Origin of the sequence: Kitasatospora sp. RG8, from assembly GCF_017813315.1 — a bacterium.
In the GTDB taxonomy this organism is placed as follows: domain Bacteria; phylum Actinomycetota; class Actinomycetes; order Streptomycetales; family Streptomycetaceae; genus Kitasatospora.
In genome coordinates this window covers 83,630-109,329 of sequence record NZ_JAGIYX010000020.1, presented here as the reverse complement: position 1 = coordinate 109,329, position 25,700 = coordinate 83,630, and the positions used below count along the sequence as shown (strand labels likewise).

Here is a 25,700-nt window from a genome sequence, read left to right as displayed (position 1 = left end):
ACCGCGGACTCGGACCGAATACCGGTACCGGGGCCTTCCGGCGGCCACCATGGGAGCGTCCGCGTTCTCCGGCTGCTGTCGAGGTGCCCACGTGACTGGCATGACGAGGCTCGTCCCCGTGTCGCTGCGCGGGTACCGGCGGGCGTGGCTGGGCCGCGACGTGCTCGCCGGGGTGGCCCTGTCCGCGGTCGCGATCCCCGAGGTCATGGGGTACACCTCGATCGCCGGCATGCCCATCGTCACCGGCCTGTACACACTGATCCTCCCGGCGGTCGCGTTCGCCCTGCTGGGCTCGTCGAAGCTGCTCGTCGTCGGCGCGGACTCCGCCACCGCGGCGATCCTCTCCGCCGGGCTGCTCGGGCTGGGTGTGAACGGTCTCGTCCCGGGCTCGCCGCAGTGGGTCGGGCTGGCCGGATTGACCGCCCTCCTGTCGGGCGCCATCCTGGCCGTCGCGCGCCTGCTCCGGCTGGGCTTCCTCGCCGACTTCCTGTCGGCCGCCGTGCTGATCGGGTTCCTGACGGGTGTCGGCGTCCAGGTGTCGACGGCTCAGATTCCCGACCTGCTCGGCATCCCCGGCGGCCGCGGCAACTGGTTCCAGCAGCAGTGGTCCTGGATGTCACGCCTCGACGAGGTCTCCTGGCGCACCTTCGCCTTCGGCGCCGCCACCATCGTGATCATCGTGGCCTTCAAACGGTTCCTGCCCCGGTTCCCCGGTTCCATCGTGGCGGTGGTCGTGCTGATCGCCGTGTCCACGGCGACGGACGCCTCCGGCCACGGGGTCGCGGTCGTCGGTGCCGTCGAGGGCGGCTTCCCGCCGTTCGGCCTGCCGTCCGGGCTGGCCCCCGGCGACGTGTCCGCGGTCTTCACCGTGGCGGTCTCCTGCTTCGTCATGATCCTGGCGCAGAGCGCGGCCACGTCGCACAGCTTCGCGACCCGCCACGGCGACCGCGTCGACGTCGACCGCGACCTGGTCGGCCTTTCGGTCGCCAACATCGCCGCCGGGCTCAGCGGGACCTTCGTCGTCAACGGCTCCCCGACCAAGACGGAGATCCTCGACCAGCAACGCGGCCGGACGCAGGTCGCCAACCTCACGATGGCGCTCATCTCGCTCCTGGTCGCGCTGGTCTTCACCGGTCTGCTGGCCGACATGCCGCTCGCGACGCTGGCCGCGATCGTGTTCCTGGTGGGCCTCGACCTCATCGACCTGCGCGGTCTCCGCCAGATCCGCACCCGGCGCCGCAACGAGTTCGTCGTGGCCGTCGCGACCGCCTTCGCGGTGTTCGGCATCGGCGTCGAGCAGGGCGTCCTGCTGGCCCTCGCGCTGTCCCTGTTCGAGGTCATCCGCCGGGAGTACCGGCCCAAGGACTTCGTCGTCGGCGTCACCGGCGAGGGCGTGCCGACGTACACGGCCGCCGGGCCCGGGATCGAGAGCGCGCCCGGCCTGATCGTCTTCCGGTTCAACGCGGAGCTCTTCTACGCGAACGCGAGCCGCTTCGCCGACGAGGTCACGGCCCTCGTCGACAACGCGCCCGATCCGGTCCGCTGGCTGGTGCTCGACGCCGCGGGCATCGCCGACGTCGACTACTCCGCCGGGATCCGCCTCCACGGCCTGCTCGACTTCCTCGCCGTGCGCGGCGTCACGTTCGTCCTCGCGCGTCCCGACTCCGCCCTGGTGGACACCCTGAAGGTCTACGAGCTCTGGCAGCGGATCCCGCCCGAGAACGTCTTCGGCAACCTGATCGACGCCGTCCGGGCGTATCCGGACGGCGGGCCCCCCGACGCGCCGCCGGACGCGCCGCCCGAGGAGCCGCCGGTCGGGTGAGGCCCGGTCCGGGAGAAGCCCTCGGCGTCCGCTGCGGCCACTGCACCCGTCGAGCCGGGCCCCCACCGGGGCCCGATCCCGCCCTCAGCCGGGCTGCTGCGCCCGCGACTGGGCGTGCTCCGCCCAGTCCACGATCTGCATCGCCGCTCCGGCGCCCTCCCTGCCCTGGCAGCGCGCGTGGTGGCGGAGGGCGATGTCGTCCAGGGCGAGGTGACGTCCGAAGGCGGGGTGGCCGGCCAGTCGGCGGGCGTAGGCCCACACCCCGGTGTGCTCGGCGATGCGGTGCACGGCGGCGGCGTCGAGGTGCCAGCGATGCACGGTGTCCAGCTGGACCAGGGTCACCCAGAGCCGTACGTCCGCGAGGGTCGGCTCCTCCCCCAGCAGGTGGGCCCGGTCGTCCAGGCGGCGCTCGATCCGGGCCAGCCCGTCCATCAGGACGTGCAGGGCCGTCCCCCGCGCGGCCGGGTCGGTGTCGGTCCGACCCGCAGTTTGGGCCGGGGCGTTGATGCTCCGCTCGCACAGCAGTCCGACCGTCTCGATCGCGGTCTCGGCGCCGCGCGGGTACAGGTCGGGTCCGGCGAACCGCCGGGCCAGGTCGGTGAGGATCCCGGCGGGATCGTTGCTGACGATCCGTCCGCTCCAGTCGTCGCTGAGCACCGGTGCGGTCGCCGGACCTGGGTGACGATGCGAGCTCGCCTCGTACAGCGGTCGCAGCGCGAGGTAGCCGTCGTCACCCGCGTCCGGCAGGGCCGGCAGCAGCGTCACCGGAAGGGTGTCGTCGAGGCCGAGCAGGCTGTGGGTGACGGCGATCCGCAGACCGTCCGGACAGGAGAGCGCGAGGTGGAGGCGGTAGCGGTGGGGCGCGGGGTAGTACCCGCTTCGGGCATCGTGGCCGATTCGCCCACGGAGGGAGGGCTCGACGGAGGGGAACGAGGAGGACATGGGTCTCCCGGGCGTCGGAGGTACGCGGACGCGCGTACGACTGATCGGACTGATCGGACTGATCAGGCGGGTGAGGAGCGGGGTGAAGGACGGGCTCAGGAGAGGCGATCGCCCCGTGGGCTCGGACGGGAGTGGTCGCCGGACTGGAGAGGCGGCCGCCGGACTGGAGAGGCGGCCGCCGGACGGGAGTGGTCGCCGGACCGCGGGGAGCCGGCACTCAGGCCATGCTGCTGCACACCCGCTGCAGATCGATGTGGCGACGGTGCGTCAGCACCGGGAGCAGCCGGACGGCGTGGGCCACGCCGTCGGTCACCGGCTCCACTCGCCTCACGGCTCTCCCGCCCACGCTAGAGGATCTGCGTCTCGGAGTCTCTTCCCGCATCGCCGCCCCGTCAAGGGTTGCGGCAGCAGGGAACGGCTGCGTCCCGCATGGTGGGACGTCGCGTCCCGCTCACCTGGACGATCGGGGCCGGGCCGCACCCGCCGATCGGCAGGTACGGCCCGCTGGACCGGCTCTCCTTGAACGTCGGTTGCCCCCGCCCCGGGCGGAGATGCCGAGGCGGGGGCGTCGTAGGGCTCGGTCCGACCTCGTCGGCCTCGGTCTTGCGTCGTCGACCTCGGTCCGGCGTCGTCGGCCTCAGTCTTCGGTGGGGCCCAGATCGGGAGTGCCCCGCAGTTCCACGGTGCGGGTGGTGGAGCCGTGCAGTTCGAGCACCGTGATCTCGTTCCGGCCGGCCGTCAGGACCGGCGCGGGGACGTAGAGCGTGGTCTGCGGGCCTCGGGACCAGTACCGGCCGAGTGCGAATCCGTTGATCCACACCTGGCCCTTGGTCCAGCCGTCCAGGGCGATGAAGCCGTCGGCCGGCTGCTCCAGGTCGAGGTGTCCGCGGTGGAAGGCCGGGCCGACCGGGGGAACGGCGGGCTCGAACGCGGTGAAGGAGAGCCCGCGCAGATCGTCGAGGGGCAGCGGCCGGCTGGACCAGCTCTCCGGGGCCAGGCCGTTGACGGTGACCTCGCCGAGCAGCCCCTTGCGGTCGTGCATGCCCTGCCCGTAGTTGACCCTGCCCTGGTTCTCCACCAGCACGGCCAGGTGCGCACCGCCGCGGGGCACGTGGAAGGCGAGGGCGTGCTCGTGGCTCTCGCGCTCCAGGACGCCGACCGGCTGGCCGTCGACGAAGACCTGGGCGCGGTCGCGCACCTCGGCGATGCGCAGGACCGCCGGCCCGGCCACCGGGAGCACCGTCTCGTACAGGACGAATCCGAAGGACTGGCCGAGCTCCTCCATGAGTTGCGGGCGGTCGGCGTGCACCGCACTGCCGAGACCCTCGCGGTGGTCCAGGAGGCTTGCACAGGCGGTGAGTTCGACGACGGCCGGGGCGAGTTTGGGCGAGGGGGCGGGTACCGGCTGCTCGGGGACGGGCGCGTACCTGGCGATGACCTCACGGAAGGCGGCGTACTTGGGACCGGGGTCGCCGGCCTCGTCCAGCGGCGCGTCGTAGTCGTACGAGGTGACGGTGGGGCGGTACCTGCCCTTGTCGTTGGCGCCGTTGGTGAGGCCGAAGTTGGTGCCGCCGTGGAACATGTAGATGTTGACCGAGGCACCGGCCGCGAGCAGCCGGTCGAGGTCGGCGGCGGCGTCGGCCGCGCTGCGGGTGACATGGGTGCCGCCCCAGCGGTCGAACCAGCCGATCCAGAACTCGCTGCACATCAGCGGCCCGGACGGCTGTTGCGTGCGCAGTTCGGCGAGCCCGGCGTCCACCCGGCTGCCGAGGTTGACGGTGCGCAGGACGCCGTCGAGGCCGCCGCGGGCCAGGTCGGAGGGCTGGTCACAGGTGAACAGCGGCACGTCCACTCCGTGCCGGTCCAGCATCTGCGCCAGCTCCGCCAGGTAGCCGGTGTCGTCGCCGTACGCGCCGTACTCGTTCTCCAGCTGGACGGCGATGATCGGGCCGCCGCGGGTGGAGAGGTGAGGGAGGACGGGCGGCAGCAGGGCGCCGAGGTAGTCGTCGACCGCCTTCAGGTAGCGCGGGTCGCGGCTGCGCAGTTCGACGTCCTCGTCGGCGAGCAGCCAGGAGGGCAGGCCCCCGCCCTCCCACTCGGCGCAGATGTACGGGCCCGGGCGCAGCAGCACGTACAGGCCTTCGGCGGCGGCCAGGTCGAGGAACCGGGGCAGGTCGAGACCTGCGTCCAGCCGGAACTCCCCGCGCCGGGGCGCGTGGAGGTTCCACGGGACGTAGGTCTCGACCGTGTTCAGCCCCATCAGACGTGCTTTGCGGAGCCGGTCGGCCCACTGCTCCGGGTGGACGCGGAAGTAGTGCAGCCCGCCGGAGATGATCCGCAGCGGTCGGTCGTCGAGACGGAAGCCGTCTGCGGCGATCTCCAGTCGTGGCATTGCCGTGGTGCTCCTTGCGTCGGGGCGGTCGTCAGGTCAGCTCAGGGGGCGGCAGAGCAGGGCGTCGGGGACTCCGCCGTGGTTCCACTTCCAGGTGTAGGCGACGCCGGCGAGGTACTCGTTGTCGGCGCACTGGCCCTTGTAGTAGCCGGGTGCCCAGTCGCTGGCGGTGGAGCCGCCCGTGGCGGGGCGGTTGTCGCCGTGGTCGAACCAGGCGTTGCGCCCGGTGGTCGGCAGCGGAGCCGCGGCGGGCGCGCAGAGCAGGGCGGACATCGCGTTGCCGTGGACGCTGTAGCCGACGGCGTAGGTGTTGTCGGGGCACTGGAGCTTGTTGTAGCCCGGGGCCCAGTCGCCGTGGGTGACGTAGCGCTCGTCGGTGACGGTCACCCAGGCGCCGGCTCCGGCGGCGGGCCGGCCCGCGTCGGTGCACAGGCCGCGGCTGTCGCTGCGGCCGAGGCCGACCAGGCGCTCGGTGTCGGGGCAGTTGCCCTTGCGGTTGCCGTTGGACCAGTCGCCCTGGGCGAGCATGCGGCTGGAGACGTTCTGGTCACCGAAGTCGAGGTCGAGCATGTTCCAGTGGTTGACCGGTGCCACCGGGCCGGTGAGGCCGGGCGCGTTGATCAGCTTGTTCCAGTCGGCGGCCCGCCAGTCGCCGGGGTCGCCCAGGCCGAGCCGCTTGCCGGTGGCGTCGTAGGAGAGCAGGGCCCAGTTGTCCTGCGGCTTGCCGTTGGCGTCGCTCCAGCCGACGACCGGCCACTGGGCGAAGTCGGCGTCGTTCTTCACCAGGATGTCGGTGAAGTTGTGGAACCAGGCCTGCTCCTTGGCGTTGGCCGAGCCGCGGCCGGCCGCGCCGAACTCGCTGATCCACACCGGCGCCGTGAAGTGCTGGCCGGACTGGGTGACGAACAGCGCCTCGTCGTTGACGACCTGGGCGAGCTGTTCGGGGGTGAAGTCCTGGTAGCGGGGGTCGTTGGTGGAGCCCGGGCCGCTTTCCGCCCCGGTGTTGGCGGGCCCGGTGTAGGCGTAGAAGTGGGCCGCGTAGACGAGCTTGTCCGAACGGACCAGCGTGTTCGAGAGGGTGCGCACCGGGGTGAGCATCGGTCGTTCGTGCCAGGTGATCGGGGTCGGGATCCCGGACCAGTTGATGCCCTCCATGACGACCAGCATGTCGGGGTCGGTCTGGAGGATCCGGTTGCCGGCCTCCTCGAACGCGGCGTACTCGTCGTGGCTGTCGCCCATGCCCCAGTTGGGGTTGTCCCAGGTGTCGCGGCGGACCTCGTTGCGCAGGTCCGCGCCCACGACGCGCTTGTTCGCCTGGTAGCGCTGCACCATGAACAGCCAGTCCGCCTCCCACTGCTGGGTGGACTGGCCGCTGTTCCAGCGCTCGTTGCCGTCCAGGCCGCAGCAGAAGCGGTAGCTGGTGGTGTGGTTGTTGAGGATGACCGCGAAGCCCTCGGCGGTCAGTGCGGCGACCACCGCGTCGTAGACCTGCAGCGGGGTCTTGCCCTTCAGCTGCGGGTTGGCGGCCACCGCCGCGTCCGGCACGGTGCTGGTGTCGTGGATCATCGCGTTGGCGAACGGCAGTCGCATGCTGTTGAGGCCCAGGCCGTGGAAGTCGGCCAGGATCTGCGCGATCGGTGTCCGGTCCAGGCCCAGCGGGATGTTGTGCGACACCTGTCCCGCCTGGTTGTGGGCGGGGTCGTTGACGTCCCCGCTGCCCTCCCAGGTGCCCTGCGCGCCGGCCCAGTTGCCGGCCTTCAGCTTGAAGCGGTCGCCGTTGGCATCGACGATGTACCGGCCCCGGGTGCTGAGCGGACCGGTCCACGACGCCGCGAGCTGTGCCCCCGTCATGGCGGACGCGGTCGTCGGGGCGGTGGTGGGGGGCGCTGCGGCGGCAGCGGGTGTCCCGCCGAGGGCGAGGGCCACCGCGACGGCCGCGGCGGGCAGGGTTCGGGCGAAGGAGCTTCGGACGGTGGGAGGCGGGCTGTCTGACCTCATGGTTTCCCCTCCAGGGTGGGGTGGGGCCTCGGATCTTCGGATGGTGCGGCCCGGACCGGCGGTCCGGAGTCAAGGGGGGCGGAGCGGGGGCGGCTCAGCCCTTGAGTCCGCTGGTGGCGATGCCTTCGACGATGTAGCGCTGGGCGACCAGGAACATGGCGACCAGCGGGGCGACGGTCACGACGGCTCCGGCGAACAGTCCGGGCAGGTTGATGGTCTGGGAGGTGAGGAAGGTCGACAGGGCGATCTGGGCCGTCCACGCCGACGGGTCCTGGCCGATGACGAGCGGCCACAGGAAGGAGTTCCAGCTGTCGATGAAGGCGAGCGCGCCGAGCGAGGCCAGCATCGCCCCGGACGACGGCAGCGCGATCCGGCGGTAGAGGCCGAGCCAGCCGAGCCCGTCCAGGCGTCCGGCCTCCTCGATCTCGGTGGGGAACTGGAGGTAGAAGTTGCGGAAGAGCAGGACGGCGAAGGGGTTGAACAGCCCGGGTGCGATGATCCCCCACAGCGTGTTGACCCCGCCCATGGAGCCCACGAGGACGAAGGTGGGCACGAACGTCACCGAGCCGGGGATCATCAGCGTGGCCACCACCAGGGCGAGCAGGACGCCTCGCCCGGGCACCGGTATCCGCGCGAGGGCGTACCCGGCGGCGGAGGCGAGGATCGTCGACACCGGGGCGGTGATCGCGGCGATCAGCAGCGAGTTGCCGAGGGCCTGGCCCATGTGCAGGGCGGGGTCGCTGAAGAGCCCGCTGAAGTTCTCCCAGTGCATGGTCGACGGCCACCAGGTCCAGTCCGGTGACGTCAGGCCCCGCGTGTCCATCAGCGCGTTGCGCAGCATCAGGTAGAAGGGCGTCAGGAAGACGGCCGTCAGCAGGCCCGCCAGCGCCCCGCGCGCGCACCGGCGAAGTACCCGCGGCAGCTCTCGCGTGTGTCGCATTCCGCTCACTCCTCCCCCTTGCCGAAGCCGGTGACCCGGCCCTGGAGCAGGGTCGCACCGACGATGACGGCGGTGAGCACGAAGGCTCCGGCCGATCCGAGGCCGTAGTTCTGGGCGCCCATCGCGGTGTCGTAGAGATAGACCAGCGGGGTCCGGACCGGGGCGGTCGCCGCCCCGGACAGCCCGCTGTTGAACAGGTTGTAGAACTCGTCGAACGCCTGGAAGGCGGCGATGAACTGCAGCATCAGGACGGCCACCGAGGTGTTGCGCAGCATCGGCAGGGTGATCCTGCGCAGCAGGCGCAGGCCGGTGGCGCCGTCGAGTGCGGCGGCCTCGTGGATCTCCTTGGGGATGCCCTGGAGGCCGGCCAGGAAGAGCACCATGTAGAAGCCGACCTGGAGCCAGAGGCGGAGGGTGACGAGGACGACCCAGTACAGCGGCGGCGAGGTGGTCTGCAGCCACGGGACGGCGGACATGCCGAACCATCCGCCGATGCTGTTGGCGATGCCGGCCGGCAGCCCGTTGAACAGGCACATCTTCCACACCAGGGACGCCGCGACGTAGGAGACGGCGGCCGGGATCAGGAAGGCGGTGCGCAGCAGGGCCCGGCCGCGCCGGATCCGGTGCACCAGCAGTGCGAGTCCCAGCGAGGCGGCGAACGTCACCGGCACGATGAACAGCGTGAACAGCAGGATCTGGACGAGCGATCTGCGGAACACGGCGTCGGAGAGCAGTGCCTGGTAGTTGTCCAGGCCGACCCAGTGGCCCAGCGCGATGGTGCCGCGGGCCTCGCTGAGGCTGAGCAGGAAGCTCCAGCCGATCGCGACGTACTTGAAGACGCCGAGGCCGATCAGCAGCGGTCCGGCGAGGAGTGCGAATGCTCCCCAGGCACGCCGGTCCGCGCGCGGCCGCCGGGTGGGGGCGGTGCCCCGCGGCCCGGCCGCCCGGCTCCCGGCCGTTCGGCTCCCGGCGCGCCGGTCGTGAAGTACGGCCGGGGATGCGGGCTTCGTCATGCGCGCTGCTTGTCGATCTCGGTCTGGGCCTGCCTGGCCGCGTCGGCCAGGAGCGGGGACGCGTCGCCCTGCCCGCTGACGATCTTCGCCGCGGCCGCGCTGAACAGGGAGCTCACCGCGGTGTTCCAACTGCCGGGGTTGTGCCGGCCGTACTTGGCGGCCAGGTCGACGGTCTCCTTGGCGGCGCCCTGGGTGACCTTGTCGGCGGTGGCGGCGACGGACTTGCGCGGCGGGATGTGGAAGCCGTAGTTCTCCGACCAGTCCTTCTGCAGGTCGGTCTGCTGGATCCAGAGCCACTGGACGAACTTCTTGGCCGCGTCGACGTTCCTGCCCTTGGCGTTGACGCAGCTGGTCCAGCCGCCGACGCGCACCACGGGCGTGCCGCCGGCCTTGTAGGCGGGCCAGGGCAGGACGCCGAAGTCGTCGCCGAGCGCGGTCTTGACGGCGGGCATCGACCAGAGGCCGCCCCACTGCATCGGGACGACGTTCTGGGTGAGGGCGGCGGGATCCCACCAGTCGGTGGTGAAGCCGAGGAGCAGGGACTGGTCGTCGTGCAGGCGCTTGAGGCCGCCCACGGCCTCGGCGGCCTGCGGGGAGCCGAAGGCGGCCTTGCCGTCGGCGACCAGGTCGCCGCCGTTGGACCACACCGCCAGGATGGCGCTGTCTCCCAGGCCGTCGTTGCCGAGGAACAGGCCCTTGGTGTTCTTGGTGGTCAGGGCCTTGGCCGCGGCGACGAGCGCGTCGAAGGTGTCGGGCGGGGTGATGCCGGCCTTGGACAGGGCGCTCTTGCGGTAGTAGAGCATCATGACGTCGTCGATCATCTTGACGCCGTAGAGCTTGCCGTCGACGGTCGCCGTGTCGAGGTCGCCCTGGTTGAAGTCGGACTTGGCGCTGCCGTAGAGGTCGTCCAGTTGGGCTATCTGGCCGTGCCAGGCGAGGCTGTCGTTGAAGTCGCCGATCTCGAAGACGTCCGGGGCCGCGTCGGTGAGCAGGGTCGCGTTGAGCTTGCCGGTGTAGTCGCCCGGGGTCCAGGTGATCTTGACCGCGATGTCCGGGTTGGCCTTGGTGAACTCGGCCGCGTAACGGGTGAGGGCCTGCTGGGTGCCGGCCTCGCCGTAGGCGTGGGACCAGACGTTCAGGGTGGTCTTCGCCCCGCCGGAGGCTGCGCCGGTCGGGTTGCTGGTGCAGCCGACCGCTGCTCCGGCGACGAACAGGATGGATCCGCCGAGGAATCCTCTGCGGCTGAGCCGGGATTTCTGTGCGTTCACGTCGCATCCTTCGGGCTGAGGGTGTGGGGCTGGGGGTGGTCGTCCGGCGTGGCCGGTGTCCGGCGTTCACGGCCGGCAGGCGGTGGCGGACACCGGTCGTGCCGCAGGCTCGGATCGGGTGGTCGGTGGATCCCGGGCTGCCAGGGGTCGGCGTGGTGACGATCGGCCGGAGGCCTTCAGGGAAGCAGGGCCTGGATGCCGACGACGGCGGCTCCGCGGGCCCACTCCTCCCACGGGAGCGGACGCAGGGTCAGCGGACACCTCGCCGCCGCCTTGAAGCAGTGGGCGGCGTAGGCCTCCTTGATGTGCGTTCCGAAGAGGTCGTAGGTGTCGAGTCCTTCGCCGGTGACGACGACGCGCTCGGGGCCGAGCAGGTTGACCAGGGTGGCGATGCCGGTGCCGATCGCGTGGCCGGCCCGGGCGAAGGCGTCGCGGGCGGCGGGTTCCCCGCCGCGGGCGAGCTGCACGGCACCGTCGAAGTCGAGGTCCGGGTCGCCGGTGGCGCGGCGGACGGTGGCGAGGATGGCATCGCTGGAGGCGATGGCCTCGACGCAGCCGACCTGGCCGCAGTGGCACCGCGGCCCGGACGGGTCGATGCTGATGTGCCCCATCTCGCCGGCGACGCCGTACGCTCCGGTGACCAGCTCACCGTTGACGACGATCCCCGAGCCGATCCCGGCTCCGATGGTGACCAGTGCGAAGTACTCGGTGCCGATGCCCTCCCCGTACCAGTGCTCGGCGGCGGTGAGGGCCTTGACGTCGTTCTCCACGGTGACGATCAGGCCGGTCGCCGCCGCGACGGTCTCGGCCAGCGGCACGTCGTGCCAGCCGGGGAGCACGGAGTAGCGGACACGCCCCCTGGGGCGGTCCACGTCGCCTGAGACCGCGATGCCCAGGTGCCGGGTGCGGGCCCGGTACTCGGGTCTCGCGTCGAGGAGTTCGGCGACGAGGTCGGTCAGCAGCGCGCACACGGCGGCGGGGTCGCGCTCGCCCAGCGGGCGGACGGCGGTGGTGCGCATCCGGGCCCGCAAGTCGCAGACCGTGCCGAAGAGGGTGTCGGCACTGATCTTCACACCGACGAAGAACTCCCGGTCGGGAGTGACGGCGAGCGGGTTGACGGGACGTCCGGCCCCCGGAGCGGTGCGCTCCGGGGGGAGTTCGTGCAGGTAGCCGTCGTCGATGAGCGGCCGCGCGGCCTTGGTCACGGCAGTCGAGGACAGGCCCGTCCGACGGGCCAGCTCCACCCGGCTGAGCGGGCTCTCGGCCAGCAGCATGGCGAGGATGGCGGTTTCGGCCGGAGCGGAGACCAGCGGCTGCGAGTGGTTTGGAAACACGGCGGCAACCTACCGGTAAATAAATAACTTCGTCCAGTATTGATTTCCCGTCAGGACGGTCCTACGCTCTGGCCCAACTCCGGGCGCTTCCAGAGTCGTTCACCATGGCGGCGGACCCTTCCGGCCCGCGCCCGCCCCCCCAGCGTCGCCCGACACCCCCCTCAGGACCTCCCGTGCCTCCCACGACCTCATCCGTATCCTTCGACCCCGCCCGCGGGCTGGCGGTCCTGCGGACCCCGAACAGCGTCTACGCCGTACGCATCGGCGCCGACGGCAGCCCCCGGCACCTGCACTGGGGGGCGGAGATCGACACCGACGCCCTCGACGGACTGCCCGCGCCCACCTCACCCGCCGCGAGCAGCTTCGAGGCGGACCCCGCGCCGGACGAGCTGGCCCCGCAGACCGGCGCGCGCTTCGGGCCCGCCGGCCTCCAGGTGCGGTTCGCCGACGGCACCCGCGGCGCCCAGTGGTCCTTCACCGGGCACACGGTCCGGGGCGGGGAGCTGCGGCTGCGACTGGCCGACCGCCACTACCCGCTGGCCGCCGAACTGTGCTACCGCGTCCGCCCCGGCAGTGACGTCATCGAGCGCTGGACGGAACTCACCCACACCGGCGCCGACGACTCCGGCCCGATCGGCGTCGACCGGCTGGACTCCGCCTCCTGGACGGCGCCGGCACTGCCCGACTACCGGCTCAGCCACCTCGTGGGCGGCTGGAACAGCGAGTTCCAGCTGCACCGCGACCGGCTCCCGGTCGCCGAGACCGTCCTCACCAGCCGGCGCGGCGTCACCAGCCACCACGCCGGACCCTGGCTCGCCCTCGACGACGGCACCGCCGACGAGGAACAGGGCGAGGTCTGGAGCACCGCCCTGGCCTGGAGCGGGAGTTGGCGCGTCACCGTGCACCGCGACCCGGTCGGCCGCACCACCTGGACCGGCGGCTTCGGCCACGAGGGAATCAGCTGGACCCTCCGGCCCGGACAGCACCTGCACACCCCCGTCTTCGCCGGCCTCTACACCCCCGGCGGCTTCGGCGCCGCCAGCCGCGCCTGGCACACCCACATCCGCACCGAGGTCATTCCCGGCCCCGAACGCCACCGGCCCGTCGTCTACAACTCGTGGGAGGCCACCGGATTCGACGTCGACCAGGCCGGCCAGCTGCACCTGGCCCGGCTGGCCGCACGCGTGGGCGCCGAACTCTTCGTCCTCGACGACGGATGGTTCGGCGGCCGCACCAGTGACCGCGCCGGCCTCGGCGACTGGACACCCCGGCCGGCGGCGTTCCCCGACGGGCTGCGCCCCCTGGCCGACGAGGTGCACCGCCTGGGCATGGCCTTCGGACTGTGGGTGGAGCCGGAGATGGTCAACCGCGACAGCGACCTCTACCGCGCCCGTCCCGACTGGGTCGTCCACGCGGCGACCCGCGACGCCACCGAGCTGCGCAACCAGCTCATGCTGAACTTCGCCCGCCCCGACGTCGAGGCCTGGGCCCACCGGACCCTGGACCACCTGGTGCGCGAGCACGACGTCGACTGGCTCAAGTGGGACGCCAACCGGGTCGTCACCGAGGCCGGTTGGGCCGGCGACCCGGACCCCGACCGGCTCTGGATCGACCACACGCGCGCCGTCCACCGGATCATGGACCGCCTCCGCGCCGACCATCCCGGCCTGCGCATCGAGGCCTGCGCGGGCGGCGGAGGACGGGCCGACCTCGGCATCCTCGCCCGCACCGACCAGGTCTGGACCTCCGACAACACCGACCCGGTCGACCGGATCGGCATCCAGCACGGGTTCAGCCAGCTCTTCCCCGCCCAGGCCATGGCCGCCTGGGTGACCGACAGCCCCAACGTCAGCACCGGCCGCACCACCCCCCTGCGGTTCCGCTTCCACGTCGCCATGGCCGGCGCGCTCGGCCTCGGCGCCGACCTGACCGCCTGGTCGGAGGAGGAACTCGACGAGGCCGCCGCATTCGTCGCCCGCTACAAGGAGATCCGCCCCCTGGTCCAGCACGGCCGCCAGCACCGCCTGCACGGCCCCGGCGGAGTGACGGCCGTGCACTACGCGGCCCAGGACGGCGGTGAACACGCCGTCCTCGCCTGGCGCCCCGCGACCCGGTTCGGCCACCAGTCCCCCGGCCTCGCCCTGCCGGCCCTGGACCCCGCGGCCCGCTACCTCGACGTCGACGAGGGCACCGCCCACAGCGGCGCCGTCCTGACCCGGCGGGGCATCGACCTGCGGCTGCCCGCCGGCGACTACGCCAGCCGCCTGATCCGGCTGCACCGGATCACCTGACCTCCGCACCTCCGCCCCCCTTCGGCACCCGACTCACGGAGGACCCGAGAACATGGCCACACCCCGCGTCCTGGTCGTCGGCATCGACGGTGTCCGCCCCGACCTGCTGCCGCTGCTGGACACGCCCCACCTCGACAGGCTCGCGCAGGCCGGCTTCCTCGCGCCCGTCCACGTCGACGACGGCACACCGACCATGTCGGGCCCCTGCTGGGCCACGATCGTCACCGGTGTCGGCGTGGCCAAGCACGGCGTCTGGGGCAACAACCTCACCGGGAACCGGCTCGGGGTGTTCCCCGACTTCACCACCCGGCTCGCCGCCGACCACGGGCTGCGGACCTTCGCGGCCGGCGGCTGGGAACCCCTGTTCCTGGCCCGGCAGGGCGGCCCGCTCTTCGCTGCCCCGGGCCGGCTCGCCTACATCGCCCCGCGCGAGGACACCCCGCAGGCCTGGGAGGAGTGCGACCGGAGCGTGACGGCCGAAGCCGCACGGGTCCTCGGCTCCGGCGAGGACCTGGACGCCTCCTTCGTCTACCTCGGCGCGGTCGACGAGACCGCCCACTTCCTCGGCTGCGGCCCCGAGTACCGCCGCGCGATCGAGACCGCCGACGGACTCCTCGGACAGCTCCTCACCGCCGTGCGCGGGCGGCCGGACGCCCGGACCGAGGAGTGGACCGTCATCGCGGTGACCGACCACGGCCACCGCGAGGAAGGCGGCCACGGCGGCCGGAGCCCGCTGGAGCGCACCGCCTGGATAGCCGCCTCCGGGCCCGCGATCCCCGCCGGCGCGGCCGCCCCGGAACTGCGTCACGCCGACGTCGCAGCCCACGTCTACGCCGCCCTCGGCATCACCCCGGACCCCCACTGGACGCTCGACGGGCGGCCCTTCCCCGCCCTGACGCCGCAGACCGTCTGACGAAGCCGGAACCCTGCGGTCGCCCCGCCCCCGGGGGCGGCGGCGGGCCGCAGGGACGGCAGCAGGCCCGACTCGCCCGGTGACACCGCGCGCACCCGTCGGGAGGCCGACCTCCGGTTGACAGGACTCTCGACGGCGAGGCTACGTTTGGTATCAGGCTTGTCACATCTTGTGACCATCTCTGCCTGACACCCCCTCCCGCGAGGAGCCCGAGCGTGACCACGACCCCCACCCGTCCCACCGCCGTGCCGTCCATCGAGCAACTGCCCCAGCCGAAGCTGCGCACCGACACCGACATCCAGGGCAACGTCCTGGCGGCGTTCAACAAGGACTTCACGGACTTCCGCTACCTGCACTTCCCGGACGCCGCCAAGGGCCGCGGCTGGCTCTCCGCGATCCTCAACACCGTCGCGACCACGAACGAGACCGAGGACTTCAACGAGCAGTTCTCGCTGTCCCGCCGGGCCTTCGGCCGCGACCCCGCCATCGCGGCCGTCCGCTGCGGGGTCTCGCTCACCTTCGAGGGCCTGGTGACCGTCGCCGACAAGCCCGACCAGGTCAAGAAGGACCTCAGCGGCTTCCCCGCGTTCTGCGCGGGCGCGGCCGCACGGGCCGGGGACCTCGGGGACGCCGACGAGAGCGACCCCAAGCACTGGCTGTTCGGCGCCGGGACCGGCGACAAGGTCGTGCACGCCGTCCTCATCGTCGCCGCGGACACCGAGGAGCTGCTGAAGGAGAAGCTGAAGAACCTCGACGCGGTCGAGAGCGCGCACCAGATCACCCGGGTCCACGTGGACCAGGGCCGCACCCTGACGGGCCCGCTGAAGGGCCACGAGCACTTCGGCTACAAGGACGGCATCTCCCAGCCCGGCGTGAAGGACTTCCACCGGGAGGACCCGGAGAACAAGGGCTTCCGCGACAACCACGCCGGGACCGAGCTGATCGAACCCGGCGAGTTCGTCTTCGGCCACAAGAGCGAGGCGGGCGACCGGAAGGCGCCCGCCTGGATGAAGAACGGCTCGCTCCAGGTGGTGCGTCGGCTGCGCCAGGACGTCGCGGGCTGGAACAAGGCCGTGGTGGAGGGCGTCAAGAACTTCACCGGGACGATGGACCCCGACCGGCTCGGCGCCTGCCTGGTCGGCCGCGCGAAGGACGGCACGCCGCTCGCACCGCCGTGCGGCGCCCTGACCGGCCTCGGCTCCGACCGCAACGACTTCGACTACAAGAACGACCCGACCGGCAAGCACACCCCTTGGGTCGCGCACATCCGCCGCACCCACCCGCGTGCCTTCGCCGGCGTCGGCGACGACAAGCCGAAGAGCCACCGGCTGATGCGCCGGGGCATCCCGTACGGCCCGCAGTTCCAGGGCGGCGCGGACGACGGCAAGGACCGCGGGCTGATGTTCGTCTGCTACGGCACGTCGCTGGAAATGCAGTTCGAGCTGGTCCAGCAGCACTGGGCCAACGACGCGAACTTCCCTCCCGGGGACCCGACGGGCTCCCCGCACGTCCCCAACGGCCTCGACAAGGTCATCGGCCTCGCCGGCAAGGCCGAGATCGGGCTCGCGGACGGCACCTCCGGCACGGTCGACATGAAGCGCTTCGTCCGCACCACGGGCGCGCTCTACGCCTTCACCCCCTCGATCAGCACGCTGCGCCTCCTCGCCGAGGGCAAGGACCTCCCCAACAAGCCGGTCGGCTCCTGACCGCCGATCGCCCCGAGGAGACACCATGGAGAACCCCCTCATCGAAGGCACCGCCGGTGACCGCGCCCGCTGGCAGACCTGCCGGCAGCTGGCGCGCGAGCTGCTGCTGGTCGGCCCGGACGACAAGGACCTGAAGCTGCGCTACCTCGACGTCCTGATCAAGGACGGCGTCCCGGAGACGGACGAGCCCAAGGACGTGCTGATCATCGGCGCGGGCATCGCGGGCCTGGTGGCCGGGAAGCTGCTCAAGGACGCCGGACACAACGTCACCATCCTGGAGGCCAACGCCAGCCGGGTGGGCGGGCGGATCAAGACCTTCCGTTCCACCGACGACGAGCCCGACGGACCGTTCCACGACCCGGAGCAGTACGCGGAGGCCGGGGCCATGCGGCTGCCCAGCTTCCACCCGCTCACGCTGGCACTGGTCGACAGCCTCGGCCTGGGCCGGCAGCTGTTCTTCAACGTCGACGTCGACCCGGACACCGGCAACCAGAACGCGCCCGTCCCGCCGGTGGTCTACGAGTCCTTCGAGCCCGGCAGGGTCTGGAAGTACGGCACGGACAGCCCCGACTTCCGCGAACCGGTCAAGCGCTTCAACTCCTGGATCCGCACCAACCGGATCCAGGCCCGCCGCAAGGAGTACGCCGCCGACCCGAGCTGCGTCAACGAGGGCTTCCACCTCACCGGCGACGAGGTGCGGATCACCGCGACCGACATGGTCAACCAGGCCCTGGAACCGGTCCGCGACTACTACTCGGTGATCAGGGACGGCAAGCGGGTGAACAAGCCGTTCGCCGAGTGGCTGGACGGCTGGGCCCGGGTGATCCGCGACTTCGACGGCTACTCGATGGGCCGATTCCTCCGCGAGTACGCGGGCTTCAGCGACGAGGCCGTCGAGGCGATCGGCACGATCGAGAACATGACCTCGCGGCTGCACCTGGCCTTCTTCCACACCTTCCTGGGCCGCAGCGACATCAATCCCACCGCCACCTACTGGGAGATCGCGGGCGGCAGTTCGAAGCTGCCCGAGGCGCTCGCCGAGGAGCTCCGGGAGGAGCTGCGGATGGGCCGGCGGATGATCCGGATGGAGTACTGGGACCCGCGTCGGGACGGCGGGGGCGCCCGCAACGTCGGCCCGATCGGGCCGCAGGTCGCCGTCGAGACCGTCCCCGAGGACGACCCGGAGGCCGAACCCACCGTCTGGAAGGGCGACTTCGCGATCGTCACGGTCCCGTTCTCCGCCCTGCGGTTCGTCCAGGTGACGCCGCCGTTCTCCTACAAGAAGCGCCGGGCGATCATCGAGACCCACTACGACCAGGCCACCAAGGTGCTGCTGGAGTTCTCCCGCCGGTGGTGGGAGTTCACCGAGGCGGACTGGAAGGTCGAACTCGACTCCATCGCACCCGGCCTGTACGAGTACTACCAGCGGGCGGGCGAGGACGACGCCGAGGCGGCCGTGGCCGCCGCCCACAACGGCCACCGGCCCCCGCGCAACCTGCCGGAGGTGCTCCTCGGCGCGCACGCGAGCGTGGACGAGCGCCGGATCAGCCCGGCCCAGCGGGACGTCTACCAGCACACCCCGCTGCTCCGGGCGAGCGTGCGCCCCACCACCAACTGCTTCGGCGGGGGCTCGACCACCGACAACCCGAACCGCTTCATGTACTACCCCTCGCACCCGGTGCCCGGCGCCGACGGCGGCGGCGTGGTGCTGGCCAGCTACAGCTGGTCCGACGACGCGGTGCGCTGGGACTCCATGGAGGACGACGAGCGGTACGTCTACGCGCTGCGCAACCTCCAGTCGGTGCACGGCCGACGGATCGAGGTGTTCTACACCGGCTACGGGAAGACCCAGAGCTGGCTGCGCGACCCGTACGCCTTCGGTGAGGCCGCGGTCTACACCCCGCACCAGATGACCAGCTTCCACCTCGACGTGGTCAAGCCGGAGGGCCCGGTGCACTTCGCCGGCGAACACGTCTCGCTCAAGCACGCCTGGATCGAGGGCGCGGTGGAAACCGCCGTCCGGGCGGCCATCGCCGTGCACGAGGCCCCACCGCCGCCGCCCCCGGCGCAACCGGAGATCCGGCCCGAGGTCCAGGTCCGGCCGGAGAGCCGACAGGGGGCGATGCACGGATGAGCGGCGCCGACGAGTGGACGGTGGCCCGCTACCTGGCCACCAGGCTGGAGCAGTTGGGCATCCGGTACCTGTTCGGGGTGCCGGGGGACTTCCTCGGCCCGTTCCTGACGATCATGCAGGCCACCACCGGCGTGCGCTGGATCGGCACCCCGACCGAGATGGGCGCCGGCTACGCCGCGGACGCCTACGCCCGGGTCCGGGTCGCCGACGCCGACCCGGACGCACGCGAACAGGGCGTCGCAGCGGTCGCGGTGACCTACGGGGTGGGTGCGTTCAGCCTGCTCAACACCGTCGGCGGCGCCTACGTCGAGGACGTGCCGCTGATCGCGATCAACGCGGCGCCGTCCTACGAGCAGTGGCTCAACCAGCAGGCGGTCGGCCTGCTCACCTCGCACATGAGCCCGCGCCGCGAGAGCAACCTGGACGTCTACCGGCAGGTCACGGTGGACGCACAGGTGCTCTCGAACCCGGGACTCGCCCCCTCACAGATCGACGGCGCGATCACCGCGTGCCTGACCGAACGCAAGCCGGTCTACCTGGAGGTGATGGAGGACCTCTGGCACGCGCCGTGCGAACCGCCACAGGGCGAACTCCGCGCCCACGAGAGGCCGTTCACCAAACGGAACGACGAGATGCTGGAGAAGGCCGTCACGGCGGCGGTGGAGCTGATCAGGAAGTTCGGCACACCGATCGTCTGGGCCGGCGAGGAACTGGTCCGCCGGCGGCTGGAGAACGAGCTCCTGGAGTTCGTGCAGACCACCCGGATGCAGTTCTGCACCACCGTCGGCGCGAAGTCCGTGGTCTCCGAGCGGCACCCGCTGTTCGCCGGCGTCTACAACGGCAGGGCGAGCCTGCCGGAGATCCGGACGGCCTTCAAGAACGCGGGCTGCCGGATCGGCCTGGGGACCTGGTCCACGTCCAAGAACCTCGGCGGCGACCAGTCGATCGGCGACGACTGGATCGTGGCGGCACGCGACGGCGTCAGCGTCGGCGCCGGGTACTTCCCCGATGTCCAGCTCGGCCGGTTCATCACGGCGTTGCGCAACGCCCTGGCGGGACAGACCTTCCAGGCCGACCACTTCGCCCTCGCCCACGCGGCCGGCCTGGACGTCCCGGCCAGCACGGCCGACTTCCTGGACGGACTGAGCACCGCCCGGTACCCGGCGGAACTGACGTACGACAGCTTCTTCCAGCACGTCAACCACTTCCTGGAGCACCAGGCCACCGGCGGGGACCCCCAGGCCCCCTCGCCGTTCACGGTGGTCTCGGACGCGGCGTTCGCGCTGCTCGGCTCGATGAACCTGCGGATCACCGAGCGGGCCGGCTTCCTTGCACAGAACAGCTGGCTGTCCATCGGCTACTCCGTCGGCGCGGCCACCGGCGTGGCACTGGGCCGGCAGCAACCGATGAAGCGCCCGCTCGTGTTCGTCGGGGACGGCTCGTTCCAGGAGATCTGCCAGGAGCTGTCCACCCAGGTACGTCACCACCTGCGGCCGGTGGTCTTCGTCCTGGACAACGAGGGCTTCTACGGCATCGAGCAGATGCTGGTCAGCCCCTGCTACTACAAGGAGAAGCCGTCCAACGGCGCCGACTTCTACAACGTGCTGCACCCGTGGCGCTACGAAAAGCTGGCCGAGGTCTTCGGCACGGACAAGGACCGGATGCACGGCTACGAGCTCACCACCCACGCCGAGCTCGGCTCACTCCTGCAGGACATCGCCGATCCCGGCAACGACCTCAACCACGCCCCGATCCTGGCCCGCGTCCGGCTCAGTCGGCACGACTACCCGAAGGCGCTCCAGTACAAGATCGACGAGAAGTGCCCGTAGCCGCCCTACTCCACCGGCCCCCGTCCCCGACGGGGGCCGGTTCGCGCCGGGGGCCCGGTACGAGCAGGCCTCGCTGCCGGCGCCTGGTTAGTGCTGGAAGAGTACTTCCGGATTGTTCGGCGAGGGGCCGTCCAGCAGCGGACTGTGGATCCCCTTCAGCGTCTGGCCGAAGAACGCTGTCACGTACTCGCGGGTGATCACCACCCCGCGTTCCGGGGAGAGGGGCGGCGTCGGGAACCCGGCCTGCTCGTGAAGCAGGTCCAGGTCGCTGAAGCTGAAGTGGTCGGCGCCGGCGACCGTCAGCCACTTCTTGTAGCCGCCGAGGGCGGCCCAGGGGTGCTCCCAATCGGTGTTGGCGGTCGTACCCAGCATGAGGAACGGCCGGTTGATCTGGCCGGGCGTCGGGTCCGGGTGGAAGGAGCCGTCCATGTTCACTCCGGCCCGTACTCGCGGGTCGGCGATCATCGTGGCGGCGGCCGCCGCTCCGCCGAGGGAGTGCCCGGCCATGCCGATCTCGTGCTTGTCGATGAGGTGTGCCAGGCGCCACGCGGTAGTGCCATGCGTCAACTGGTCGATCACGAAGGACACGTCCAGCGCGCGGCTGGCGGCGACGGAGTCGAAGTCGAGCGTTTCCGGGTGATCGCAGATCGCGCACGGCGGCGTCCGGCCGTTCGCCAACGTCTCGCCGCTGTCCTCGTAGGTGTGGCCGACGAGCGCGACGACGTAGCCGTGACTGGCCAGGTCGGTCGCGAGCGAGGTGAGCGTGATGCGCGGGTCCTCGTACGCGGGCGAGAGGACCACCAGCGGATACTTGCCGCGCTGCGGCCGCGCGCCGTCGAAGGCGTGAGTGGTGACGCCGGAAAGGGTCTGCGGGGTGACGCCGGAGCTCGCCGGCACATTCTGCCGCTGGACGATTCCGGCTGCCTCGGCGAGGGTCATGTAAGGGGCCGGAGTCCCGGTCCCGGGGACGGCCGGGTAGACCATCGTGACGGCCAGTTGGCGGGGGCCGGAGGACGGCACCCACGGGTCGGGACGGCTCGCGTCGGTGAGGTGGATGACGTCCTCGCCGGCGGCGTAGGGGCCGGTCGGCGCGGGGAGCGTGCCCTGGAAGGACCGCGTGGGCGCGGCGGCAGCTGTGGCGGTGGTCGCGTGCACGGTGGACGGCAAGGTGGTGGCGGCGAGTCCGGTGCCGGTCGCGGCCACTGATGCGGCGAGACCCAGGATTGCGACAGCGCTGATACGGCGCTTGCGGTTCGAGGTGGTGTTCACGGGAACGATCCTGCCCGGCCCTGCCCTGACGCTCGATCACACTGGTTTCCTTCTTGAGGGTGGTGCTGGCTACACCCTGGGATCCCGAGCGGCGCGAGGTTCCCATCGCCGGCATCGTCGAGCGCCACCTTCGTCTTGGCCTACGACGAACACGACGCCAAGCCCTACCGCTGGACCTACGCCCCGCGATCCCAGACCCCCAGCTCCCGAGTTCCCGGGCCGCGTGTCCCCGGCCGGGAAGTCACCGTGCCGCAGGCTCGTCGCGCCCGGGGCGGCTCCGCGGGTGCGCCAGGTCGTCCGGGGAATCCGGTCAGTCCTCGGCGTCCCGCCTCGGGTCGGCCTCGGCGTTCCGGGCCGGGTCGGCCTCGGCATCCCGGCGGTCCAGAGCCTCTGCGGTCGCGGGGTACTTGGCTCGGAGCCGGTCCCGGAGGGACTGGGCGGGACTGTCCGCCACCGATTCCGCGTCGGGTTCCACCTCCGGGTCGGCGGCCATGACACCGGTTGCACGCAGCCGCGCCACCTCCGCTTCCAGCTCGGCGACACGGGCATCGAGTCGCTGCACGTCCCGGGCCGCGTCCTTGTACGCCTCCTTGTGGCGCTTGGCGACGTCGGTGAGGGTGTCCACCCGGTCCGCGAAGGCGTCGCGCTCGGCGGCGATCGGCTGAACGACCTGGCCGGCGATGACAGCCGCGATCCAGTCGACCCATTCGTTGATCCGACCGGTGCCCTGCTCGCCGATCAGGGAGGCGTCCTGCAGGCCGGCGAGCATGGCCGGGCGGATGGCGTCGGCGATGCGCTGCTGCGGGCCGGGCTGCTCGGTCACAGCTGCTCCTCGATCACGATTGGTACGGCTTCGACGGCCGCTCTGGTGCGGATGGTGCTGGTGAGGCGATCCTCCCATGCTCCGGCTCCGTGTCGTTGCGGGCGAGCTCGCATCGCAGGGCGCGGCACCGCGTCTCGAAGTCGACGTGGACCGGTTACCCCCGGCAGCCCGCCTGGCCGCCTGGCCGCCTGGCCGCCACATCAGGGGGCCAGGGCCCGAAGCAGCGCCAGGCCCTCACCGGACGCAGGGTCGGCTGCGGCCTGATACACCACCAGCTGTTGCTCCGGGGCGCTGTTGACGGTGAACGTCTCGTAGCACAGATCGAGGTCGCCAATCTGCGGGTGGCGCAGCCGCTTCGCGCCGCCCGACTTGCCGTGCACCTCGTGCCGGGCCCACAGCACCCGGAACTCTTGGCTCTTGAGCGATAGTTCGCCGACGAGTTCGGTCAGCCCCCGGTCCTCGCGGTCCCTGCCCGCGGCGCTGCGCAGGGCGGCGACCGAGGCGCGGGCCGCCTCGTCCCAGTCGCGGTGGAACGACCGCGCGGCCGGGTCGAGGAACGTCATCCGCACCAGGTTGTCCGTACGCGCGAACGCCGAGTAGAGGGCACCTGCGGACGGGTTGAGCGCCAGGACGTCCAGCGAGCGACCGAGTACGAGGCCGGGGGTGGTCAGAGCTTCCAGCAGCTGCCGGAGTGCGGGTGAGACCCGCTCCGGGCCCCGCCGGCGGCGGGGCCCGGGCGAAGCGGTCAGATGGAGCAGGTGTGCCACGGCCTCCTCGTCGAGCTGGAGCGCGCGGGCGACGGCGTTCAGCATCTGCCGGGAGGGGTTGCGCTCGCGCCCCTGCTCCAGGCGGGTGTAGTAGTCGCTGCTCACCCCGGCGAGCAGGGCCACCTCCTCCCGGCGGAGGCCGGAGACCCTGCGGTAGCCGACGGCGGTGATGCCCGCGAGCTCTGGTGGCAGCTGTTCACGGCGGGCACGCAGGTACTCCCCGAGGGGGTTGCCACGCGACAGGGTCTCGTCAGTGCGCATGCTCCTGAGGCTAAGGCCCACGTGCCACCGGGCCGAAGCCCTGATCCACGGTGCAGCGCACCCAGGAACAGCGCGGCCTGGAAGCCTCCCCCGGGCGGTGCCAGGTTGGGTGGTCATGAGCAACGATCGATTCCACCCGTACATCGGCCTGTGGGTCAGTGCCGACGGCTTCGTCCGCCAGGAACTCCGGGCCGACGGCCGCTACGACGAGGCCCGCGGCGACCGGCCGAGCGCCTACACCGGCAGCTACACCGTCACCGGCTCCCACATCGACTACCTCGACGACACCGGGTTCACCGCGACCGGGGACGTCCGCGACGGCGTGCTCCACCACGAGCACCTGGTCCTCCACCGCGCCGACGCCCCGCCGTCGGCCCCGTAGCCCCGACCGGCCAGCCACCATTCCCGCCCCAACGGAAAGTCCGCCATGCACGCTGTCCACCGTCCTACCGACACCGCACGCCGTCCCCTGCTGGAGCGGCTGCGCCGAACCGCCGGCGACCCGGGGCGCCGCATCCTGTTCACCGGTGCCACCGTCCTCACCATGGACCCCGCCCTGGGCACCCTCGCCGCCGGCGACCTGCTCGTGACCGGCAGCACCATCGCCGCCGTCGGCCCCGACCTTCGCGCCCACGGGGCCGCGACGGACGCGATCGTGGTCGACGCCGCCGGAACCATCCTCTCCCCCGGCTTCGTGGACACTCACCGTCACGCCTGGCAGGCCCAGTTGCGTCGGACCATGCCCGACGTGAACGACCTGGCCGGCTACGTCTCCACCACGCTCGCCGGGTACGCCCCGGCCTACCGGCCCCACGACATGTACGTCGGCACCAGGCTGGCGGCACTGGCCGCCATCGACGCAGGCATCACCACGATGCTGGACTTCTCGCACAACTCACGCAGCGCCGACCACTCCGACGCCGCCGTCCGAGCCCTGGTCGACAGCGGCATCCGAGGAATACACGCCGCGATGGGCCCGCACTTCGGCGCCTGGGACCGGCAGTGGCCCGCCGACCTGACCCGCCTGCACGCGCAGTACACCGACCGGCTGACGACCGTCCGCCTCGCGGCCCTCGCCACCGACCGGATAGCGGGACCCGCTCTGGCCTACGGCCCGGAACTCGCGCGCACCGCAGAAGAGCTGGGCATCGGCGTGAGCGTGGACGCGGTCTTCGGAGAAGCGTCCTCGGAAGCGATTCTCAGCTGGGAACGGCAGGGGCTACTCGGAGAGCACCTGACCCTGATCCACGCCACCGCGCTGAGCCCCGACGCGTGGCGCGCCATCGCGGCCAGCGGCACCACGGTGTCCCTCGCGCCCACGTCGGACGCGCAGATCGGGCTGGAGAACGCTGTACCCGCCATCGACGAGGCCCTGGCGGTCGGCGTGCGGCCAGGTCTGAGCATCGACGTCGAAGTCGCCCTGGCCGGCGACATGTTCACCCAGATGCGCGCCCTGCACACCGTCCAGCGCATGCGGGCCGTTCACGGAGCCCACGGCACCGACCGCGAGCCGGCACGCATCGGCACCCACGACGTACTGGACTTCGCCACCCTGCAGGGTGCACGGACCTGCGGCCTGGCCGAGGTCACCGGCTCGCTGACGCCCGGCAAGCAGGCCGACCTGCTGGTGATCACCACGGACGAGATCAACAACCTGCCGCTGAACGATGCCACCGGCACCGTCGTCCTGGGCAGCGACGCCCGCAACATCGACACCGTCCTCGTCGGCGGGCAGGTTCGCAAATGGGCGGGCCGCGTTCTCGACGTCGACCTGCCCACGCTGCGCGCCGAGGCCGCCGCCTCCCGCGATCGCATCCTCCGCGCGGCCCGGCTCCCGGCGACACGCGACCTGCCCACAGGCTGACGCCGAACGGGCCCACCCGAAGCTCTCGGCCGACACCCGGCCGACACCCGGCGGGCGGTCGGCGGGCGGTCGAACCGAGGCCGTCTACGCGGTGCTGATCGATCGTCAACACCCGCCTGGTGTCCTGTCGGTGT

General features: G+C 71.7%; 18 protein-coding genes. 8 read left to right on the top strand and 10 right to left on the bottom strand.

What is annotated here, in order from left to right; translation table 11 throughout:
- Positions 1-100 precede the first annotated feature (100 nt).
- A complete protein-coding gene (locus J5Y04_RS26695) occupies positions 101-1,822 on the top strand; it encodes a SulP family inorganic anion transporter (protein ID WP_245205495.1) in 1,722 nt (573 codons plus the stop codon).
- Between the two features lie 84 nt (positions 1,823-1,906).
- Here the strand turns inward: J5Y04_RS26695 and J5Y04_RS26690 are convergent, their stop codons facing one another.
- The 7 genes from J5Y04_RS26690 to J5Y04_RS26660 form a co-directional block, all read right to left on the bottom strand.
- The gene (locus tag J5Y04_RS26690; protein ID WP_209414942.1) at positions 1,907-2,764 is read right to left on the bottom strand and encodes a glutathione S-transferase C-terminal domain-containing protein; all 858 of its coding nucleotides are present in this window, start codon (positions 2,762-2,764) and stop codon (positions 1,907-1,909) included.
- A gap of 637 nt (positions 2,765-3,401) precedes the next feature.
- Positions 3,402-5,156, bottom strand: a complete 1,755-nt coding sequence (locus tag J5Y04_RS26685) for a beta-galactosidase (RefSeq protein ID WP_209414941.1) — start codon at positions 5,154-5,156, stop codon at positions 3,402-3,404.
- Positions 5,157-5,192: 36 nt separating this feature from the next.
- Positions 5,193-7,154 carry a glycoside hydrolase family 5 protein gene (locus tag J5Y04_RS26680; protein ID WP_305852867.1) on the bottom strand — a complete coding sequence of 654 codons (1,962 nt, stop codon included), beginning with the start codon at positions 7,152-7,154 and terminating at the stop codon, positions 5,193-5,195.
- Positions 7,155-7,248: 94 nt separating this feature from the next.
- Positions 7,249-8,094, bottom strand: coding sequence for a carbohydrate ABC transporter permease (locus tag J5Y04_RS26675; protein ID WP_209414940.1), 846 nt, complete (start codon positions 8,092-8,094; stop codon positions 7,249-7,251).
- A 5-nt stretch (positions 8,095-8,099) separates the two neighbouring features.
- On the bottom strand, positions 8,100-9,107 hold the full coding sequence (locus tag J5Y04_RS26670) for a carbohydrate ABC transporter permease (protein ID WP_209414939.1): 1,008 nt from the start codon (positions 9,105-9,107) through the stop codon (positions 8,100-8,102).
- A complete protein-coding gene (locus tag J5Y04_RS26665; protein ID WP_209414938.1) occupies positions 9,104-10,375 on the bottom strand; it encodes an ABC transporter substrate-binding protein in 1,272 nt (423 codons plus the stop codon). The genes J5Y04_RS26670 and J5Y04_RS26665 overlap by 4 nt, the downstream gene beginning before the upstream one ends.
- Before the next feature lie 176 nt (positions 10,376-10,551).
- Positions 10,552-11,709 (bottom strand): ROK family transcriptional regulator, encoded by a 1,158-nt coding sequence (locus J5Y04_RS26660; protein WP_307853303.1) that lies wholly within the window; start codon positions 11,707-11,709, stop codon positions 10,552-10,554.
- 173 nt (positions 11,710-11,882) lie between these two features.
- On the opposite strand from J5Y04_RS26660, the gene J5Y04_RS26655 reads away from it, so the two are divergent.
- From J5Y04_RS26655 to J5Y04_RS26635, 5 genes are all read left to right on the top strand, one after another.
- Positions 11,883-14,000: an alpha-galactosidase gene (locus J5Y04_RS26655; protein WP_307853302.1), complete on the top strand. Its 2,118-nt coding sequence runs from the start codon at positions 11,883-11,885 to the stop codon at positions 13,998-14,000.
- 52 nt (positions 14,001-14,052) lie between these two features.
- Positions 14,053-14,913, top strand: coding sequence for an alkaline phosphatase family protein (locus tag J5Y04_RS26650; RefSeq protein ID WP_209414936.1), 861 nt, complete (start codon positions 14,053-14,055; stop codon positions 14,911-14,913).
- A 215-nt stretch (positions 14,914-15,128) separates the two neighbouring features.
- On the top strand, positions 15,129-16,619 hold the full coding sequence (locus tag J5Y04_RS26645) for a Dyp-type peroxidase (RefSeq protein ID WP_209414935.1): 1,491 nt from the start codon (positions 15,129-15,131) through the stop codon (positions 16,617-16,619).
- 25 nt (positions 16,620-16,644) lie between these two features.
- On the top strand, positions 16,645-18,753 hold the full coding sequence (locus tag J5Y04_RS26640) for an FAD-dependent oxidoreductase (protein ID WP_209414934.1): 2,109 nt from the start codon (positions 16,645-16,647) through the stop codon (positions 18,751-18,753).
- Positions 18,750-20,582, top strand: a complete 1,833-nt coding sequence (locus J5Y04_RS26635) for an alpha-keto acid decarboxylase family protein (RefSeq protein WP_209414933.1) — start codon at positions 18,750-18,752, stop codon at positions 20,580-20,582. The genes J5Y04_RS26640 and J5Y04_RS26635 overlap by 4 nt, the downstream gene beginning before the upstream one ends.
- Before the next feature lie 87 nt (positions 20,583-20,669).
- Here J5Y04_RS26635 and J5Y04_RS26630 read toward each other — a convergent pair whose 3' ends face one another.
- The 3 genes from J5Y04_RS26630 to J5Y04_RS26620 all read right to left on the bottom strand — a co-directional run bounded on the left by J5Y04_RS26630 (position 20,670) and on the right by J5Y04_RS26620 (position 23,702).
- Positions 20,670-21,851: an alpha/beta hydrolase gene (locus J5Y04_RS26630; RefSeq protein WP_307853301.1), complete on the bottom strand. Its 1,182-nt coding sequence runs from the start codon at positions 21,849-21,851 to the stop codon at positions 20,670-20,672.
- 310 nt (positions 21,852-22,161) lie between these two features.
- Positions 22,162-22,674, bottom strand: a complete 513-nt coding sequence (locus J5Y04_RS26625) for a hypothetical protein (protein WP_209414932.1) — start codon at positions 22,672-22,674, stop codon at positions 22,162-22,164.
- Positions 22,675-22,874: 200 nt separating this feature from the next.
- A complete protein-coding gene (locus J5Y04_RS26620; RefSeq protein ID WP_209414931.1) occupies positions 22,875-23,702 on the bottom strand; it encodes a helix-turn-helix transcriptional regulator in 828 nt (275 codons plus the stop codon).
- A 115-nt stretch (positions 23,703-23,817) separates the two neighbouring features.
- On the opposite strand from J5Y04_RS26620, the gene J5Y04_RS26615 reads away from it, so the two are divergent.
- Together J5Y04_RS26615 and J5Y04_RS26610 are read left to right on the top strand one after the other, a co-directional pair.
- Positions 23,818-24,084 carry an Atu4866 domain-containing protein gene (locus tag J5Y04_RS26615; RefSeq protein WP_209414930.1) on the top strand — a complete coding sequence of 89 codons (267 nt, stop codon included), beginning with the start codon at positions 23,818-23,820 and terminating at the stop codon, positions 24,082-24,084.
- A gap of 45 nt (positions 24,085-24,129) precedes the next feature.
- A complete protein-coding gene (locus tag J5Y04_RS26610; protein WP_209414929.1) occupies positions 24,130-25,566 on the top strand; it encodes an amidohydrolase family protein in 1,437 nt (478 codons plus the stop codon).
- Positions 25,567-25,700 lie beyond the last annotated feature (134 nt).

Excerpts from the sequence above, each read along its gene's own strand:
- J5Y04_RS26640 (WP_209414934.1), top strand. The coding sequence starts at position 16,645 with ATGGAGAACCCCCTCATCGAAGGCACCGCCGGTGACCGCGCCCGCTGG.
- J5Y04_RS26670 (WP_209414939.1), bottom strand. The coding sequence starts at position 9,107 with ATGACGAAGCCCGCATCCCCGGCCGTACTTCACGACCGGCGCGCCGGG.
- J5Y04_RS26680 (WP_305852867.1), bottom strand. The coding sequence starts at position 7,154 with ATGAGGTCAGACAGCCCGCCTCCCACCGTCCGAAGCTCCTTCGCCCGA.
- J5Y04_RS26695 (WP_245205495.1), top strand. The coding sequence starts at position 101 with ATGACGAGGCTCGTCCCCGTGTCGCTGCGCGGGTACCGGCGGGCGTGG.
- J5Y04_RS26650 (WP_209414936.1), top strand. The coding sequence starts at position 14,053 with ATGGCCACACCCCGCGTCCTGGTCGTCGGCATCGACGGTGTCCGCCCC.
- J5Y04_RS26620 (WP_209414931.1), bottom strand. The coding sequence starts at position 23,702 with ATGCGCACTGACGAGACCCTGTCGCGTGGCAACCCCCTCGGGGAGTAC.
- J5Y04_RS26615 (WP_209414930.1), top strand. The coding sequence starts at position 23,818 with ATGAGCAACGATCGATTCCACCCGTACATCGGCCTGTGGGTCAGTGCC.
- J5Y04_RS26635 (WP_209414933.1), top strand. The coding sequence starts at position 18,750 with ATGAGCGGCGCCGACGAGTGGACGGTGGCCCGCTACCTGGCCACCAGG.
- J5Y04_RS26610 (WP_209414929.1), top strand. The coding sequence starts at position 24,130 with ATGCACGCTGTCCACCGTCCTACCGACACCGCACGCCGTCCCCTGCTG.
- J5Y04_RS26685 (WP_209414941.1), bottom strand. The coding sequence starts at position 5,156 with ATGCCACGACTGGAGATCGCCGCAGACGGCTTCCGTCTCGACGACCGA.
- J5Y04_RS26690 (WP_209414942.1), bottom strand. The coding sequence starts at position 2,764 with ATGTCCTCCTCGTTCCCCTCCGTCGAGCCCTCCCTCCGTGGGCGAATC.
- J5Y04_RS26675 (WP_209414940.1), bottom strand. The coding sequence starts at position 8,094 with ATGCGACACACGCGAGAGCTGCCGCGGGTACTTCGCCGGTGCGCGCGC.